The organism is Kribbella sp. VKM Ac-2568 (assembly GCF_004345365.1).
GTDB classification, from domain to species: Bacteria; Actinomycetota; Actinomycetes; order Propionibacteriales; family Kribbellaceae; genus Kribbella; species Kribbella orskensis.
The window spans coordinates 380,866-399,104 of record NZ_SLVF01000005.1; the positions used below are offsets into that span (position 1 = coordinate 380,866).

An 18,239-nucleotide genomic window follows, 5' to 3' on the forward strand; every position below is an offset into this window, starting at 1 on the left:
GCGCCCAGCAATTCCGTCAATACCTTCTGGCAACTCTGTTTTATCGCTATATTCGCTATCGTGACGACTTTCGAGATCCGGTCTCCTGACGGCCGCACAGTCCGGACCGCGTCGGTCACCGGTGCCCGTTCGATCACCGAGCTCACCGGCACCCAGCCCGGCGTGCTGCGGTACGACGTGGTCGCCGACGACGCCGTCCGGATCTGCTGGACCTGGCCGGCCGAGTCCGCGGTGACGCTGTGGCGCGCGACGCAGGGATCGCATCGGGAGCTGCCGACCGACTGGGGTTCGCACCGCGACATCCGGTCGGTCCGCTCGGCGCCGGTCGCGGCCCTCGTCGACGCCGGCGACCGGAGTCCGCTGACGATCTCGCTGTCCGCCACGGTCCGCGGCTGCGACTTCGCGGTCGGCGTCAACGAAGAAGGCGCGGAGCAACTCGTCCAGCTCGCGGTCGACGACATCGAGCCGACAGACGGCGTCCGCCGCTTCACCTTGCGGATCGACCTGCGGGAGCTGCACTTCGCCGAAGCGCTGCGCGGTGTGACCGACGAATGGACGGCCGAGCTGGGCCACCGGATCGCGCCGGTGCCCGAGCCGGCCCGGCAAGCGATGTACTCGACTTGGTACAGCGACCACCAGCACGTCTCCGCCGAGTCCGTCGAACGGCACGCCCGTGCAGGAGCGTCGTACGGCTGCTCCGCAGTGATCGTCGACGACGGCTGGCAGACCGACGACACCGCGCGCGGCTACGCCCATTGCGGCGACTGGGAGCCGACCAGTCAGATCTTCCCCGACATGGCCGGTCATGTACGGCGGGTGCACGAGCTCGGAGTGGATTACGTGCTGTGGATCGCGCCGCCGCTGATCGGTGAGCACTCCAAGGCGTGGGACCGGATGAAAGACCGCACCCTCGGCTACGTCGACGGTCTGAGCGCCTCCGTGCTGGATCCGAGGTACCCCGAGGTGCGCGAGCACATCGTCGAGAGCTGTGTCCGGCCGGTGCGGGATTGGGGTGTCGACGGGCTGAAGCTCGACTTCCTCGACACCTGGGCATGGTCGTCCCCTCACCCGGCGCCCGATGGCGACTGCTCGTCGATCGACGAAGGTGTCGAGCTGATCCTGCACGCGATCACGGCCGAGCTGCGCAGGTTGCGGCCGGACCTGCTGATCGAGTTCCGGCAGGACTACGTGAACCCGCGACTGTGGCAGTTCGGCACGTTCCTGCGGGCCGGCGACTGCGCTATGGATCCGGTGGAGAACCGTGTGCGCACGATCGACAGCCGGTTGCTGGCGGGCGATCGCGCGGTCCACTCGGACATGCTGATGTGGCATCCGTCGGCCTCCCCGGAGACCGTCGCCCAGCAGTTCATCGGTGCGATGTTCAGTACGCCGCAGGTGTCGATGGAGCTCGTTGCGTTGCCGGCCGTGCAGCAACGCGTCGTACGGTTCTGGCTCGGATTCCTGCGGGACCACGCCGATGCGCTGCTGCACGGCGTACTGACTCCGTCGCGCCCGGACGCGCGCTACACGCAGGTGCGGGCCGCCGGTGCGGAGACTGTCGTGGCCGTTTTCACCAACCCAGTTGTGCGTTTGAGTAACTCCGACCGGTCGGTGGTGCTTGTGAATGGCGGCAGCGAACCACGCATACTGGTCGAAGGCGCCGGACCTGGACCGGTCGACCTCGTAGTGTGGGACTGCTCGGGCGCCGAGGTCCATCGCAGTACGACGGCAGCCACCGAACTGTGGGCGATCGACGTACCCGTGGCCGGCCTGGCGCGGATCGAGCGGAAGTGACAGGGGGCTGGATTGACGCAGCAGAAACCACGCAGGACGACGGTCGCGGACGTCGCCCGATTGGCCGGAGTGTCGGCCATGACGGTGTCCAACGTGCTGAACGCGCCGCACCGGGTGAGCGAGCCGACCATCCGGACGGTGCGCGCCGCGATCAAGGAACTCGGCTACACCCCGAACCACGCGGCACGGGCGTTGTCGTCCGGCCGAAGCCAGGTAATCGGCCTGCCGCTCTACCTCGAGGACGACGCGTTCAGCGACCAGCACCCTGGCCTGGGTGGCTTCCTGCACGGCTTGCTCGGCGGTCTGGTGAAGTCGGCGGCGATCTCCGGGTACGGCGTCCACGTCACGACGCCGACCGAGGGCGCGACCGAGATCGCGCTCTACGAGAGCTTGATCGCGGCCCGGCAGGTCGACGCGATCGTCGTACTGGAGACGATGCCGCAGGACGAGCGGATCGCGTTCCTGAGTCAGCGGCCGTTCCCGTTCGTCGCGTTCGGGCGGACCGGGCCGCGGCATCGGCAGTGCTGGGTCGACGTCGACAACGAGACCTCGATGGCAGGGATCGCCCGCCATCTGGCCGGGAACGGCCGGACCAGGGCCGCCTACCTCGCAACGGACAGCGCGCTGCCGTGGGTGCATCAGCGGCGGGCCGGGTTCCTGCGGGAGTTCCCGTCGCCGGCGGTGGTGGAGTCATTCAGTTCGCTCGAGCAGGTTTCTTCGTACGTCGAGGAGACCTTCGGCCGCAGTGATCGGCCGGATGTGTTCGTGGCGGACAACGACGCCTATGCCGTGGTCGCGATGCGTGCGTTGCAGCGGCACGGGGTCAAGGTCGGCGAGGACATCGCCGTCACCGGGTTCAACGACTTCCCGCTCGCCGGCATGCTCGACACCCCCCTCACGACGGCGCGGATCCCGCTGCGCGACATCGCCGCGTGCCTCTTCGACCGCGCAGTGCGCGAGATCAGCGGCGACCCCGACCAGCCCGGCAGGCTCGTCACGGCACCACTAGTTGTTCGCTCGAGTGCTTGAGGGCTGCCCTCGCCAGTAGCAGCGTGGCCGTCGTACCGACGATGCCGGCCAGGTAGATCGTCAGGTTGGGGCGGAGGAACGTGCCGACGGTGAAGAGGCGGCCCCGGTACGACGGATCGACGGTGGTGCTCTGTCGCGAGCGTGGTCAGATGTGGCGGCTGTCCTGGGGCGAGCAGGTGCCGAACCGAACGGCCGCTGCTGTGCAAACGGCCTGTCATGCCAATGTAGGAGCACATGCCGAAACAGCATGAAGGGACATGAGCGCCGGCTGATAGTGCGCATTCGCTCGCATCTGCCTCCGGTCGATGGCAGCTGCTGAGGATTGTTGACCGGGTCGGGGCGCAGGGCGGACGCTGCCACTACAGCACCAAGGGGGCGGACAGTCGTGGTCGAGGTCCTGATAGCCGTCGCGAGTGCAGCAGCGCTATTAGCCGCCGTATGGATCGGTCTCCGTGTCGCCGGCCGGCTCAGAACCCACTTCGGTCACCGGCGCGATAGTTCCTTGCAGCAGACGCCGAGGTCAGAGCCGCAGATCCAGCAGCCCGTGCCGACCGCCACGAACCGGTCGGTGCCGGACCGAACAGCCGAGTGCCAGGACTGCGGGGAGCGCAACCCCACCGGATCCACCTTCTGCCACCACTGCAGTGCCTATCTCGGCTGGGAGGACGGCGACGCGGAGCAGTCGAGCACATCTGCCCCACGCGATAGCGACGACGACGGCCGACTGGACGCCAGCAATGACCGGTCGGTGCCGGACCGAGTGGCCGAGTGCCAGGACTGTAAGAAGCTCACCCCAACCGGATCCGCCTTCTGCCTCTACTGCGGTGCCTATCGCGGTTGGGAGAGCGGCGACGTAGAGCAGTCGAGCACATCTGCCCCACGCGATAGCGATAGCGACGTCGACCGACTGCAGATACAACTTCCGGCAACCGTCGCGCAGGCAGCGGAACCGATAGGTTCGGTGGAGATTGACCCGTCCACCGTGAGCCTTGACGCGGCGGTGCGAAAGGCGCTCGGCATCGAGGTCCGCCTCGGCGCCCTAGGCATCGATGTGCCGCCGCTGCGGCAAGGCCGGAGCGACATCGTGAGAGTCGTGATATCCCGCGGCCAGAAGGCCGACGGCATCATCGCTGCCCTGGTCGCCGACTCCCAGGTTCCCGCCATCGAGGTCATCAACACCTCGGCCGTCATGGTCGTCGATCTGATGGGCCGCTCGTTCCGCGTCGAGCGGCTCAACCCACCCGAAGGTGAGCAAATCGTCTCGGACACCGCGACTTGGGATTTCGACGTGCTTCCGCTGATCGCGGGCAAACAAAGCCTCACCGTGTCCGCTTCCATGCGGGTGCCTGTTCCCGGTCACGGGGAGCGGGCGGTCAGCGTCCCCTCGCTGACACGGGAGTTCACCATTCAGATCGACCGCCTGTACGCGGGCCGCACCTTCGTGCAACGGAACTGGCAGTGGGTAGGAACCAGCGTGCTTGCCGCTGCAGCCGTCGTCGCTGGGATCATCTGGCGCTGACGGAACTGTCAGGTGCCCCAACGCCCGGATCGCGGCTATGTCAGTGTGTTGCGATAGCTACGGTCTTTGGGTGACGGAGCCTCTGCTGCGAGCCTTTCCCTCGCGCTTGCATTCCGCGGCGGTGCCCGTACAGGAGCTACGACCCGACGCCAGAGCAGGCGCAATCACGCTCGCGAGGCACCTATGGTGCTGGGATGAACGATGCCCAAAGCAACCGTCATTCTTGGGCTGACCAAGGCACCCAGGGGCGCGGAAGCCGTAGCCGCGGTCCCCGGGTCAGCCGGCGCGGGTCGCGGGAGTCGAGTCTGCAGGGCATCGAGCCGGCGGCCACGACGCTGCTGCGCCGCGGCCGCCCCAAGCAACGCGAGCGTGGGTCAGGGCTGCGTTGTCGTCTCCAGCTTGTACTTCGGTACTGCGACTCGGACCTTGGCCGCCACGGTGTCGGCTGGTAGGTCGACGGTGCCCCGAGAGACCCATTCCGTGACGTTGCCGACCATCGTCGCGACCGCCTGCTGTGAGGCTTCGTCGGGCGCGGGCACGGTCCAGTTCGTCGGGCAGCGTCGTACCAGGAAGCAGCCGTAGGCGAAGGTGGACCCGTTCATCACCCGGGCGCCCGACGGTGCGGTGTAGGCGGTCACGTGCACGGGAGTCACCTTGCCGCTCGAGCGGCACGTTCCGGTGCTGCTGACCAGCGTGGTCAGCCCAGGGTGCTTGTAGAGGTTCGGCCAGACGAAGTCGACCTCTCCGGCGATGAATCCTGGCAGCTGGGTGCCGGCGGGGACGCCGTCGAACATCCAGCCGGTCCCAGTGGTCAGGGTGTTGCCCGGCAACGGACAGAAGTAGTCCGCACCCAGCAGCGCCTGCGACGAGTACGCATCGCCCTGGTACCGCCAGGTCGTGGAGTTGTACCCATCGGTGTATCGGTCGATGTCCCACGCCCGCCGGCTGTCGTCGGTGAAGGTGATCCGGCGGTAGGCCGCGTTCGCGCCGAGGTTGGCGACGTTGACGCCGCGGGCGATGGCCTGGCTGAGCGCGGCGCGCATCCGCAACGAGTAATACTCGTCGTGCCCGGGCAGGAAGATCGTCCCGGCCCGTGACGGCAGTTGACCGCCGAACTGGTTCAGGTCGTTGTCGGTCCAGTAGGTGACGTCCAGCCCCTTCGACTCGGCCCAGAACACCAGCCCCTGCTCGAGCGAGAGGTACTGCCCGGAGCCCTGCCCCTCGTTGTACGGAGGGTCGAAGGTCAGCCGGCCGGAGCCGGTGTCCACTCCGCTGTAGAAGCTCACGCCGCCGTAGCTGTTGTACGCCTGCCAGGTCGCGTTCGCCTGCTGGATCAACAGGTCGTGCTTCGTGCCGGTGTCGTCCCTGACCGTCAGCGGCGCGTACGACGCAGACGTCCCGTCGCTGACCTTGATCAGATACGTGCCCGGGACCCAGTCCTTGTCCACCGCGATGCTCAACGTCTTGGTCCAGTGTGCCGCCGACGTCATCCGCAGGGCTTTGCCGTCGGCCGACGTACCGCCGGTGACCGGCTTGTCCTGAACCACGGTCGGTACGTCGTCCTGTCGCCAGACCTCCCGCCCCCCGAGGCCGGCGTAGTACCCCATCCGGTAGGCGACAACGCTCACCGGATTGCCCGAGGTGACCTTCAGATCCACAGTGTCACCGCAGCTGGCCGACACCTCGGTCAGGTAGGCAGCCAACGAGCCGTTCATGGTCTGCGGGATGACCCAGTCGGCCGTGCCGGCCTTGGCGTTCTCAGCGGACGTCGTCGGCCAACTGTCGGGGCACCCGTCCGGAATCCCCGCGAACTCGGTTGCGGCGAGCGCCGGCATCGGGGCGGGCGGCGCGATGAACGGCACGCTCGCGGAGCCGGCGGTCAGGACGACACCGGTCGAGGTCGTCGCGGACACGGTCATGCTCATCGTGCCGCCGTACTTGGACAGCACGACACCGTTGACCGGAATCCCGAGGCGTGCGCCGGGCTGGACGCTGATCGGCGCCTTCGGCTTCCAGGTCACGTAACTGCCGGCGACGCTGAGGGTGCCGTTGATGGTGGTGTACTTGCCGATGGCGCCGGTCGGCAACTGCATGCGAACGGCAGCCAGGGCGCCGGCGCGAGTGACAGTGGCCTGATACACCAGGTTCGTCGTCTGTGCGGGGATCGGGTTGGTCGCCTTGATCGCCACCTGCGGTGTGTAGGTACGCAAGGGCTGCAGGACGCCGGCGCCGGACGTCAGCACCTGTCCTGCCGTTCCGATCGCCTTGAATCCCAGCGTCCACGGGCCGCCGGCGGGCAGCTTCAACCCGTACATCGGGATCGCGAGCCGGGCACCGACGGCGACGTTGATGATCTTGGCCGGACGCCAACGCAGCACGGTGCTCGTGACCGAACTAACGGTGCCGTTGATCGACGTCACCCGCCCGGTCGTCCCGGCAGGAATCGCCATGGTGATCTCGCGGATCGTGCCCGCAACGGCTGGGCATCCGCCTACGAGCCGGAGTCGCGGCCGATCACGCCCTCGAGGGTGCCGCCGCGCGCGTACCGACAGGGACCAGCCGATGTTTGAGGTGGCTACTGTCCTTGCGCATCAGGGCTCCCTGACCATCGATGGTGCCGCGGCCGGGGACGGTGATGTCGGATGCAACCGCAGTGTCTCTATGGTGCGGTGCGAGTCCGGTGGGCTAGGGCGGTGCGTAGCTGTGCGCGGGCGCGGTGCAAGCGGCTGGCGACCGTGCCGTACTTGATGCAGAGCAGCGCCGCGATCTCCTCATAGGTCAGGCCGTCGACGTCGTGGAGCACGATAGCTGCCAGATAGCCGGGAGGGAGAGCGTCCAGAGCGGACCGTACGTCGGGTTCGAACGTGCGGTCCTCGATGTCTTGGTCGGGGGGCGGTCCCGCGAAAGCTTGCAAGGTGTCGGCGAGTGGTACGAGCCGGACACCGCGGCGGCGTCGGACCCGGTCGAGGAACAGGTTGACAGTGATGCGGTACAACCAGCCCTCAAAGCTTCCGGGAGTGTAGTTGGGCAGGTTGCGGAACACTCGGACGAAGACCTCTTGGGTGAGGTCCTCGGCGTCGGGCCGGTTGCCGGTGAGACGGTAGGCATGGCGATAGACGCGTGCGGAGTGAGTGCGAGCCACCTCGTCCCAGGTCGAGTCGGCCGAGCAGGCGTTGGGTGCGTTGCTGCTGCAGTTCTCCATGGCGGGACTTCCGAGTTCTGTGGCTGGCTTGGTGGAACGGCGGGCGGGCGCTGAGGGGAGTCGGAACGCCCGCCCACCGGTCTGCTGGGCTCCGGCCGCAGGAGAACAGCGGTGGGCGACCGGCAGGTGCCCTGGTCGGGTGAGCAGCGGCCTTGCTCCCTGGATGGATCAGGGTGCGCGTCGGGCAGGGGTCGTTGGTGATCCGCAGCCCACCTGAGCGCCGATCCATTGCTGCGGCGTACTGGTCCGCAGCCGCGGGCTCGGCGACGAGTTCGGCGATCACCCGCCGACCGAACCAAACCCGTACCCGTCATCGCTGGGGGCCTGTGGCTCCTTGTGCGTAGGTCGTGCTCGCTTGCTCAGCTTCGTCTGAGCCTTGGTGAGACATGGCCGGACCTCCCTGGTCTAGCCGAAGGTGAATGCGTAGACCTCGACATGAGGGTCGAGGAAGGTGATCTCGAAGGTGCGGTCTGTGATCTGATCGCGCTGGCGAACGAGTTGGTACAGCCGCTGTTCGGTGGCCGTTCCGTTGCCTTGTTCGTCGACATCGACCCCGCGCGCCGCTCCGGGCGGTTGCCCGTCGATGAGCACACGGAAGCGTACGGACGTTGCCGGTTCCGCCGGTCCCATGACCAGGTGAAGATCGCGGGCGTGGAAGCGGCTGACGATGCTCCCGTTCGCGGCGTTCAGGGCGGTGGCCTGTTCCGTCATCGTCCACTCCCCTGACAGAGCCCAGTGATTGAGTTCCAGCGCCGTAGGGGCGGTGTAGATGTGAGGCATGCCCGGCGCCACGCGACCAGCGGACAAGAAGCCCTGAGTGCGTGCGAAGCCGAGGTATGTCTCTGGCGATCTCAGGCTGCCCCAGTCAGCCGGCGCCTCGGCACCACGTGCGTCGACCGTCGCCAGCTCCCGGCCCGTGTTGGTGGACCCCGCCTCGGCGAGCAGTTGCTGGATGACTTGCTCCGACAGCTCGTACTTGCCCTCGCCGAAGTGGCGCTGCCGGATCAGCCCGTCGACATCTGCGAAGTAGAGAGCCGGCCAGTAGTGATTACTGAAGGCGGTCCACACCGCGTAGTCGCTGTCGATCGCAACTGGGTACTCGATCTTCATCTCCCGCACGGCCCGGACGACGTTGTCTACGTCTGCCTCGAATCCGAACTCGGGGGTGTGTACGCCGACTACGATCAGCCCCTGGTCCGCGTACTTGGCGGCCCATGCACGGAGATAGGGAAGCTGGCGTAGCCAGTTGATGCAGGTGTAGGTCCAGAAGTTGACGAGGACCACCTTCCCTCGCAGGCGGACCTCCGTCAGCGGTGGTGAGTTGAGCCATCCGGTCGCACCGGCGAAGGACGGCAGTTCACCCTGGACCGTGAGCCTGATGAGGGCCGGTTGGGGCCTGCGGGGCTTTGCAGATTGTGCTTTCATGACTTGCCATTCCTATGACTGGAGTACGACGTCGCCGTGCGACCGGCGGGGCGGCCGACTCGGTCTGAGCCGGTCGGTCGCCCGCCGAGCGAGGCGCAACCGCGGACCTTCGGAACGCGGTCAGCTAGCGCAGTGATCGGAAGCTTGCGCGAAGTTCCTCGGAGAACAGTTTCGGCTGTTCCCAGGCTGCGAAGTGGCCGCCAACGGGGAGCTTGCTGTAGCGCAGGAGTTTGGGATATGCCTTCACTGCCCAGCTCCGCGGGGCTTGGTAGATCTCGTTCGGGAACACGCTCACGGCGACAGGGAGCTTGATGCCTTTGACCGCGAAGCGGATGAAGGGTGGAACAGATCCGGGACGACTAAGCGAGGCCGAGGTGACCCTCTGGACCGTGCGCGGCTCGGTCACCCACCCGGGATGAGGGTGCGGCCAAGGCGCTGGTCCGGGATCGCCCTGGCCGCCGCTGTGGGTTCGAGAACGTTGGCCTAGTGCAGCGATCGCAAGCCCACGCGAACCTCGTTGACGAACAGGTCTGGTTGCTCCCAGGCCGCGAAATGCCCGCCTTTGTCGACCTCGTTGTAGTGGATGAGGTTGGGGTAGGCCTGCTCTGCCCAACTCCGCGGCGCCTGATAGAGCTCGCCCGGGAAGATGCTCACCGCGACGGGGACGGAGACCCCCTTCGGACCGAAGAAGGACGCCTTGTTTTCCCAGTAGAGACGTCCCGAAGAGATCCCTGTGTTCGTCAACCAGTAGTGGGTGATGTTGTCGAGCACGTCGTCTCGGGTAAGGCCTTCGGACTGTCCGTCGAAGACCCGGGCGATCAGTGCCAAACTGGTCGCGTCGTGGTCGAGGATCCAACCGGCCAGGCCTACCGGCGAATCCGCAATTCCGTACAGCGACTGCGGGTGGGTCGCCATCTCCAGCGCATAAAACACGTCTGTCGCCCAGAAGTCCCGCAGTTTCTCGTAGAGGCGTGTTTCGTCGGCGTCAAGACCAGCAGGCGGCGGGCTGGCCGAGAAGACCGCCGCGGATACGTCGTCCCGGACAGCACCCGGGAAGTTGGTGTGGATGCCGACCAACCCCGGAGCTGCCTGTGCACCCATCAGATCAACGATTTGTCCGCCCCAATCGCCGCCCGTGGCGACGTAGCGGTCGTATCCCAGACGCTCCATCAGCTCCGTCCAGGCACTCGCGATGTGCACAGGATCCCAGCCGGTGGCGGTCGGTTTGCCGGAGTAGCCGTAGCCCGGCATCGACGGGATCACCACGTGGAAGGCGTCCGATGCCTGGCCGCCGTGCGCGGTCGGGTTGGTCAGCGGCTCGATGATCTTCAGCTGCTCGACGATCGACCCCGGCCAGCCATGGCAGGCCAGCAGCGGCAGCGCGTCCTCGTGCGGCGAACGGATGTGGAGGAAGTGGACATCCAGGCCGTCGATCTCAGTCAGGAAGTGCGGATACGAGTTGATCCGCGCCTCGCACTTGCGCCAGTCGTATTCGGTCGCCCAGTACTGCGCCAGCGCCTGGACGGTCGCCAGCGGAGTGCCCTGGGACAGGTCGTCGACGGTCTCCTTCTCCGGCCAGCGAGTGGCCAGAATGCGGGCCTTCAGGTCTTCGAGATCCGCCTCGGGGGTCTCGATCCTGAACGGCCGGACCGCTGTGCCGGTCGCCGGATGTTCGGTGGTGATAGCCATGACATCTCCTCTGTCGGGGGCGGTGAGTGGGGTGATGACTCGAAGCCTCGCTCCCCCGGCCGCACCTCCGCCCCAGTACGACTCCCTGGGTCAGCTCCCTGGGATCGGCGTGCCCCGGTACCCCGCGAGCCGATCCCGTGGTCCCGACCAGTACCTCGCCCGGGCGCGAGCGTGCGCCCCTGTCACCGACCTTGGGGACAAGAGCACGGCCCGGAGCAAGGGGACGACCATGACTCGGCGCATTGAGGACTACGCCCTGATCGGGGATCTGCGGACGGCTGCGCTGGTCAGCCTCGACGGCGAGATCGACTGGCTGTGCCTGCCGCGGTTCGACTCGCCAGCTGTCTGTTCGGCGCTCCTCGGCGACGCCCGGCACGGCCGATGGAGCCTCGCCCCCACCGACCGGGCACGGTCCGTACGACGTCGCTATCGCACCGGCACTCTCGTCCTGGAAACCCGATGGACCACCCCCGACGGCACGGTCGGCGTCACTGATCTGATGGTCCCGAACTCTCCGGTGCCGATGGTGGTGCGGATCGTGGACGGCCTGGCCGGCACGGTTCGGATGCATACCCACCTCGCGCCACGGATGGGCTACGGCAAATACAGCCCAACCTTGTACGCCGCCGACGGACACCTGGTCGCGAACTCCGGCGATGACGAGCTATGGCTCGAGACTGACCTCGATCTGAATCAGGATGACGCTTCCTGGAGCGGCGACTTCATCGTCTCAGCGGGCCAGCGGATCGCGTTCAGCTTGAGCTACGCCGCTGGCGATAGCCCTCGGGAGCCGACCCCGACCGTCGACGCCGCGCTGGCTGAGACCGTCGCGTTCTGGACCGAATGGACGGGTCGGTCGACTTACACAGGACCCTGGGAGGCGGAGGTCACGCAGTCGCTGATCATGCTCAAGGCGCTCACGTACGCGCCAACCGGCAGCATCCTGGCCGCCGCGACCACGTCACTGCCCGAGCAACTCGGCGGGTCCCGCAACTGGGACTACCGGTACTCGTGGCTGCGCGATGCCACCTTTACCCTGCGCGCCTTCCTCGCCACCGGCTACCTCGAAGAAGCCGCGGCCTGGCGCGACTGGCTGATCCGCACGGTCATCGACGATCCCTGCGACCCGCAGATCATGTACGCCGTCGACGGCACCGCCGAGCTCCCCGAACAGACACTCGACTGGCTCCCCGGTCACGCCCACTCCGCACCGGTCCGGGTAGGCAACGCGGCAGCAACCCAACAACAGAACGACGTCTGGGGCGAAGTCCTCGACACTCTCTTCGCGGCCCGCACCGCCGGCCTACCGGACGCAGCCGGGCAGGAGAAGCTCGAACGCGCCCTGCTCGACAACATCGAAACCCACTGGCGAGACCCGGACCACGGGCTCTGGGAGGTCAGAGGTCCCCGGCGCCACTTCGTTCACTCCAAGCTCCTGGCCTGGGTCGGTGTCGACCGAGCTGTCCGGACCCTCGAGCAGTACGGGTGGTCTGCCCGTCTCGATCGACTCAGGAGATTGCGTCGCACCATCGCCCGAGAGATCACCGAGCGCGGCTACCATCCACGTCGCAACGCCTTCACCCAGTCCTACGGATCCTCACGACTCGACGCTGCCGTCCTGCTGATGCCTCGCTACGGCTTCCTGCGGTGGAACGACGAGCGCATGATCGCCACGGTCGACGCGATCCAGCAGGACCTAACCGATCACGGCCTCGTCCTGCGGTATGCCGTTGCCGACGGCAGCCCCAATGTGGATGGCGTTCCTGGTAGCGAGGGCACTTTCCTGGCCACCTCGTTCTGGCTCGCAGACGCGCTCCACAGCATCGGCCGCACCGGCGAGGCGATCGACCTGTTCGAACGCCTCCTCTCCCTTCGCAACGACGTCGGCCTCCTCAGCGAGGAGTACGACCCGGCCACCGGGCGGCACCTCGGCAACACCCCGCAGGCCTTCAGCCATGCAGGCCTGATCACCACCGCCCTTACCCTCACCGCGGCCGATGCTTCGACCGACGGGTGGGCCGGGGTTTGCGGAGCCGTGGTGGGTTGGTGATGACACGAAGTCTGGTCGTCACGAGTGCACGGCGCGCCCGTTGGAACCCCGAGTCGGCTCCCTGGGTGGCACTCTGGGTTGGCTGCTCACGGTCGCCGTTGCGTCGTCACGTGAAGCGTCCGCGCGGTGCGCCCGCGTGCCGGGACAGGTTTCACCAGCAGGTGAAACTGACCCCCAGGCGGCAGCGGGTTCCAGGGCGACTTCGAGCTGGGTCGCAACACATTTCGGTCAGGCTAAGGCTTGCTCCGTTGAAGAATCTGAGCTGGCGTTGCCCACTGCAACGGCTTGCCAGGTCGATTGTTCAGCGGCCGCTCGACGTGGCGCAGGTCCAAGGGAGCTGCTCGAGGGCGCTGCCCGTAGGGAGGTACTGGCGCAGCAGGTCGTCGGAGTTCTCGTTGGTCGGGCGCTGCCACGGTTTGCCAGCATGGACGAATAACACACCGTCGCGGAAGAGTGGCGTGGTCCGGACGTGGCCGGGCATCTCCGAGCCCTGGTCCGAGGTCAGCGTGAAGCGGAACGGCCGACCGAGACATCCGCAGGACGACCAACGTCGTCGGGACCGTCCTGACCAGAATTCGATTATCCGGATCCGCGGCGCGGTGCTGCCGAGCACACGAAGAATAGACCTCTGGCCGCCACTACCTCGGCTGCAAGCTCCTCGCCAACGACGGCCACGGCTACGCGCTCGCGAAGGGGAGCTTGCCCTCGGACAGGGCCATACGAAGCTGCTTGCGAGAGCTGATACTGAGCTTGCTGAACACGTTGCGCAGGTGCCACTCGACCGTGCGGCAACTGATGAAGAGCTGCGCTCCGATCTCCGGATTCGACAGGCCATTCCGCACGAGACGGGTTATCTGCTCCTCCTGCGGAGTTAGCTGGCCCCGCGTCTCGACGCCGCGCTTGGGCACCTTCTCACCTGTTGCGATCAGTTCACGGCGTGCGCGCTCTGCGAACGCCTCCATGCCGATCATGGCGAACATGTTGTAGGCCCTATGTAGCTGCTCACGTGCGTCGACGCGCCGACCTTCCCGGCGGAGCCACTCCCCGTAGAGCAGACATGCGCGAGCGAGATCAACGCGGATGAGCGTGCGGTCGAGCCGTTCGATAGCCTCGCGATAGAGAGGTTCCGCTGCATCCGTGTCGCTCACCAGCGCGCGTGATCGGGCTTCGACGCCCAGCGCCCAGTCCGTTCCGCTCGCGCCAGTCGTCTCGGACAGCCGCTCGACTACGTCAGTCGCCAGCTCGGTCGCCCCGCTCCGTACGGCCGCCTCGATCAGCTCGATCGAGACCCAGCCTGGCGGGACAAATGCCCGTGGGTACTTCACCACCTCCCAGGCCGCCGCCAGCGCATCCTCGTACCGGCACAGCGAGTTGAAGAGTAGCGCACTCGCCCAGTGGATGAGGGTCACGCCGATTCCCTCGCCACGGGCCACAGCCTCGCTCATGGTGGCATCGATCAGCGTATGGACGTCATCCTCGCGACCCTGCCAGGCAGCGAGTCCAATCGCGCCGTAGGGCACGAGATTGCCCCCGGTAGCCTCCGTGACCGACTGTGCCTCCCGCACCAGCGACGAAGCCTCCGCGAGCTTGCCTGCGAACAGATGAACGTAGATGCGAGAGGTGAGCGCGGCGGGCAGCTCGCTGATTGCGCCAGCCTCGCGGGCAATCTCTACGCGGCGGGCGGAGAAGCTATCCCAGCGCCCGTCGTCCCACAGATCCACGGCAGTGGCGGACGTCAACCAGAGCAGGCGCAGCCCTTCCTGGATGGAGCAGTCCTCATCGCAAAACGCTTGTATGGCGCGTTTCGAGAGATTCACCGCGGCCACGTCCCCGTCTATCAGCCGCGCGGCCAGGGCATCCAAGAGCAGGTCTCCCTTATGCGCCCGGGGCGGCGTTGGCGCCGCGCGAGCTGCCTGTGCGACCTCAAACAGGCTCGGGCCGTTCGCCAGGTGCCCGGCACACATCGCAGCCTTGAGTGCATCCAGATAGGCCTCTCGGGCGAGCCCAACATCGTGCCGCTCGAGCGTGCGTGCCGCAGTCAGCAGCAGTGGAGAGGCCTCACTACAACGGCCTTGGGCAAACGCAATGTGCGCACGCGTGAGATCGACCCTCGCGTACAGGAGTTCATCGAGCGGTCCAGCCTCCGCGGTAGCAAGCATCGAGATCGCCTGTCCGAACCCTGCTGCCTGCAGTTTGGCCTGTGCGGCCTTGAGCGCACGCTGCGCTCGGCGGGCAGGATCCGGTGTCAATTCGGTCGCCTTTCCTAGGAATGCGGCAGCCGCCGCGACGCCGCCATGAGCCGCAGCCAAGCCGGCCGAGCGCTCCAGTTCTGCGGCGACGTCTTCGTCCGGTGCATCCGCCGCGTGCGCCCGGTGCCATGCTCGGTGGTCGGCGTCGGTAGCTAGGTCTGTCACCTCGGCCAGCACCCGATGCGCCTCCCGGCGGTCGGGCACAGACGCGCCGCGGTAGACCGCCGAGCGCAACAAAGGATGACTGAACTGGACGTGGACGCCGATATCGACCAATCCCGCAGCCTGCGCCGGCACAGCCGCATCAGGTCCAAGCCCGAGCCGCCCCGCCGCACGCCACAACAAGCTCACGTCGCCGCGTGATTCCGTCGCAGCGAGTAGCAAGAGGCGTCGAGATTCTACGGGAAGCAACGCAAGCCTTCGCAAGAAAGTCTGCTCGATTCGGTTCACCGACGGCATGACGTCGGGAAGCGCAAACCCGCCCGCTAGATCCGCCGGCGTCACACGATATGCCAACTTGAGCAGAGTGAGCGGGATGCCGCGTGACTCGCAAACGATGCGGTCACGCACCCGGTCGTCCAGCCGTCCGGCAAGGACCGACTCCAGTAGCGCCCCAGCATCCCCCGCATTCAGGCCGCTGATCGCCAGCTCCGGAAAGCCCGAGAACTCCCGCAACTCCCAGGACTCGGGCACCGCAAAGACCAAACCGATCGAATTCATCAGCAGGCGGCGCGAAACGAACGCGAGAGCCAGCGCTGACGCAGTGTCCAACCACTGTGCATCGTCGACCACACAGACGAGCGGACGCTCCCTAGCGATCTCAGACAGCAGACCGAGTACGGCCAGACCGACGACAAAGGGATCGGGTGCCGGTCCCGTGCGCAGGCCGAACGCCGTCGCGAGTGCATCGCGCTGCGGGGCGGGCAGGCGCTCCCGGAGATCAAGCACCGGGCCGCAAATCTGATGCAGACCTGCATATGCAAGCGTCATCTCGGACTCGACGCCCGCCGCTCGCGCGACGCGACATCCCGATGCCATTCCCGCCAGGTACTCCAACAGCGCCGACTTGCCGACTCCGGACTCGCCACGCAAGATCAGCACCCCGCTCCGACCCGCCCGCACACTCTCCAGCAGTTGGTCGACGGTCCGGCACTCGCGGCGGCGACCCAGGAGAGCTGGCGCACGATGACCATTCGAAATGGCGTCCGCCGGACCCGCTGCCCGGGTATCACCACGGCTCGATGTGTGCGCCGGGAGCGGGTACTGAATCAGCGTATTGCTGCGGACAAGATGTCCACGGAATTGGGCAAACACATTCTGCTCGGGCGGCGCCACTAGCTCGGAATTCTGTGGCGCTGCTTCGACGGAACGACAGCTGGCTATTTGCTTGTCATTCGCACGACGCGCGCGCTCCGCGTTGTCACCCTCATGTGCAGGCATCTCGGCAGCACCTGGCGCTTTCTCGATCATACATGCTGGGATCGGCTTGACCTGACCCATAAATCGAGAGTACGCGTCTGCATGAGCACGTCTATTGGACGATGGTGTTGGGCGACACCTTGGTATCAGTCGTGCGCGACGAGCGGCACGTCGAGCGCAGTGGCAACCCTCACCAGATCGGCGAGTGAATCAACCCGCATCTTGCGCATAACCTGGCCTCGATGGGCCTTCACTGTGATCTCACTGATACCGAGCTCTGCTCCGATCTGCTTATTCAACAGGCCGGAAACGACCAACTCCATGATTTCCCGTTGGCGTGGTGTCAGTGATTCGTGACGATGCCTGATTTCACGCAGTTCGACAACTTGGGCCAAGTGGGCGCGGCTGCGATCAATAGCTTGCGTGATGGCCTGCCGTAACACTTCATCGGCGAGCGGCTTTGTTAAGAATTCGGCTGCACCGGCCTTCATTGCCCGCACCGTCGTCGGCACGTCTCCATAACCTGTGATGAAGATGATTGGCATATCTGGTCGATCAGTAATGCGTTTCTGGAGATCGAGACCGTTGAGGTTGGGAAGTGTCACATCGAGCACCAGGCAGCTCGGACCATCGATGCGCGAACGCGCCAGAAAGTCCTCCGCCGACGCGAAGGTCTCTGGATGCCAGCCGGCCGAGCGAATCAGCAGCTCCACCGATTCCCGTACTGACACATCGTCGTCTACAACGAACACAACAGGGGTCACACGCGCGGTCATTGCCGTTCTTGATTCGGTACCTGCTCCGCCCGGTGAGCTCATGTCGCACCTTCCGGCCCAAAATGCGGCCGGCGGAGTGCGGCTCCCACCGCCTCCAGCAGGGCTGCCTCGCTGAACGGCTTGAACAGGCACTCCACTGCCCCCCGCGCGAGCAGGCGCGGACGCAGGTTCCTGTCTCCGCTGGCAGTGATGAACACAATTGGAATCGTCTGCCGCAACCTTGTCAGCTCCTGTTGGACTTCGGGGCCCGACATTCCAGGCATCGCGACGTCTAGGAGAAGACAGCTCGTTTCGCTGACGAGGTCCGACCCGAGAAACTCCTCGGCGGACGAAAACGCCTCGGTGGCAAAGCCACATTGGCGCAACAGATCCGGCAGAGACTCGCGCACCGACTCATCGTCATCGACGATCGAAACCAGTGCTTGGCTGATGTTCATCATGGGCGCCCTATCATCATGCCACGTCCGTAACGCTGTCTGGATCGCTGGAGATGGAGAACGAGAGGTGGCGCCTGGGCCATGTTCAGCTCCGCCCAGAGACGGCCACGATGTCTCTCGATGATGGAGCGGCTGTCCGCCAGCCCGATACACACGCCGTTGAGAACGGCGCCTCATACCAAGCCCTGGGGCACATCCTCGAAGCGCTGCGCGCGTCCTACCTCAACGAACGCTCGGTGTGCTGTGTGCGGCGATCACGCCCCAGACTCGACCACATCCATGCCGACCTCACATCGAGTCCTCCCGTGCCGTCGCCGTGATGACGACTATGGCGCACGAAGCCGAGGCTCTATCGCGGTTCTGCGTTAGGGTCGATGCAATACCAGCGTCGGTCTTTATTCCGCAGACGCGGACCCCTCCTCGGTGGTCGCCCGTCGGAGCGTTGGCAACGCTGCTGCGGTGACCGTATTCGGTTGCGGTTGGATCCTGCCCGCTGGAACAGGACCACTCCAGACTGCGCGCGTTTCCGGGCGATCGCAAGAGTTTGCGGGCGGGCGCGGACTCTCGCGTACGCCGCGAACCCGTCCCGATCCGGCGCAGCAACACGGATGACCGGCGGGGTGCGCCACCGCAGGTGTCACCAGGTCACG

Annotated in this window: 11 protein-coding genes; 4 read left to right on the top strand and 7 right to left on the bottom strand. The window is 66.2% G+C overall.

The features are described from left to right. Positions 1 to 60: 60 nt before the first annotated feature. From EV648_RS16355 to EV648_RS16365, 3 genes are all read left to right on the top strand, one after another. A complete protein-coding gene (locus EV648_RS16355) occupies positions 61 to 1,794 on the top strand; it encodes a glycoside hydrolase family 36 protein (protein ID WP_132291532.1) in 1,734 nt (577 codons plus the stop codon). Between the two features lie 12 nt (positions 1,795 to 1,806). Beyond that, positions 1,807 to 2,823: a LacI family DNA-binding transcriptional regulator gene (locus EV648_RS16360; protein ID WP_132291535.1), complete on the top strand. Its 1,017-nt coding sequence runs from the start codon at positions 1,807 to 1,809 to the stop codon at positions 2,821 to 2,823. Positions 2,824 to 3,208: 385 nt separating this feature from the next. Further along, positions 3,209 to 4,342 carry a zinc ribbon domain-containing protein gene (locus tag EV648_RS16365; RefSeq protein WP_158293999.1) on the top strand — a complete coding sequence of 378 codons (1,134 nt, stop codon included), beginning with the start codon at positions 3,209 to 3,211 and terminating at the stop codon, positions 4,340 to 4,342. 374 nt (positions 4,343 to 4,716) lie between these two features. Here EV648_RS16365 and EV648_RS16370 read toward each other — a convergent pair whose 3' ends face one another. The 4 genes from EV648_RS16370 to EV648_RS16390 form a co-directional block, all read right to left on the bottom strand. Beyond that, positions 4,717 to 6,792 (bottom strand): N,N-dimethylformamidase beta subunit family domain-containing protein, encoded by a 2,076-nt coding sequence (locus EV648_RS16370; protein ID WP_132291541.1) that lies wholly within the window; start codon positions 6,790 to 6,792, stop codon positions 4,717 to 4,719. A gap of 209 nt (positions 6,793 to 7,001) precedes the next feature. Next, positions 7,002 to 7,544 carry a sigma-70 family RNA polymerase sigma factor gene (locus EV648_RS16375; protein ID WP_132291544.1) on the bottom strand — a complete coding sequence of 181 codons (543 nt, stop codon included), beginning with the start codon at positions 7,542 to 7,544 and terminating at the stop codon, positions 7,002 to 7,004. A 405-nt stretch (positions 7,545 to 7,949) separates the two neighbouring features. Next, entirely contained in the window at positions 7,950 to 8,969 is a 1,020-nt protein-coding gene (locus EV648_RS16380) for a redoxin domain-containing protein (protein ID WP_132291547.1), read from the bottom strand. A 483-nt stretch (positions 8,970 to 9,452) separates the two neighbouring features. Beyond that, positions 9,453 to 10,658: an epoxide hydrolase family protein gene (locus tag EV648_RS16390; RefSeq protein ID WP_132291550.1), complete on the bottom strand. Its 1,206-nt coding sequence runs from the start codon at positions 10,656 to 10,658 to the stop codon at positions 9,453 to 9,455. Between the two features lie 229 nt (positions 10,659 to 10,887). On the opposite strand from EV648_RS16390, the gene EV648_RS16395 reads away from it, so the two are divergent. Then, positions 10,888 to 12,708 (top strand): glycoside hydrolase family 15 protein, encoded by a 1,821-nt coding sequence (locus tag EV648_RS16395; protein WP_132291553.1) that lies wholly within the window; start codon positions 10,888 to 10,890, stop codon positions 12,706 to 12,708. 677 nt (positions 12,709 to 13,385) lie between these two features. On the opposite strand, the gene EV648_RS16400 is transcribed toward EV648_RS16395, so the two are convergent. The 3 genes from EV648_RS16400 to EV648_RS16410 form a co-directional block, all read right to left on the bottom strand. Beyond that, positions 13,386 to 16,457 carry a LuxR family transcriptional regulator gene (locus EV648_RS16400; protein WP_199234646.1) on the bottom strand — a complete coding sequence of 1,024 codons (3,072 nt, stop codon included), beginning with the start codon at positions 16,455 to 16,457 and terminating at the stop codon, positions 13,386 to 13,388. Between the two features lie 65 nt (positions 16,458 to 16,522). After that, complete coding sequence (locus EV648_RS16405) at positions 16,523 to 17,194, bottom strand: response regulator transcription factor (protein ID WP_132291556.1); 672 nt, start codon at positions 17,192 to 17,194, stop codon at positions 16,523 to 16,525. Further along, positions 17,191 to 17,592: a response regulator gene (locus EV648_RS16410; protein WP_199234647.1), complete on the bottom strand. Its 402-nt coding sequence runs from the start codon at positions 17,590 to 17,592 to the stop codon at positions 17,191 to 17,193. Before EV648_RS16410 ends, EV648_RS16405 begins: the two co-directional genes overlap by 4 nt. Positions 17,593 to 18,239: the final 647 nt, after the last annotated feature.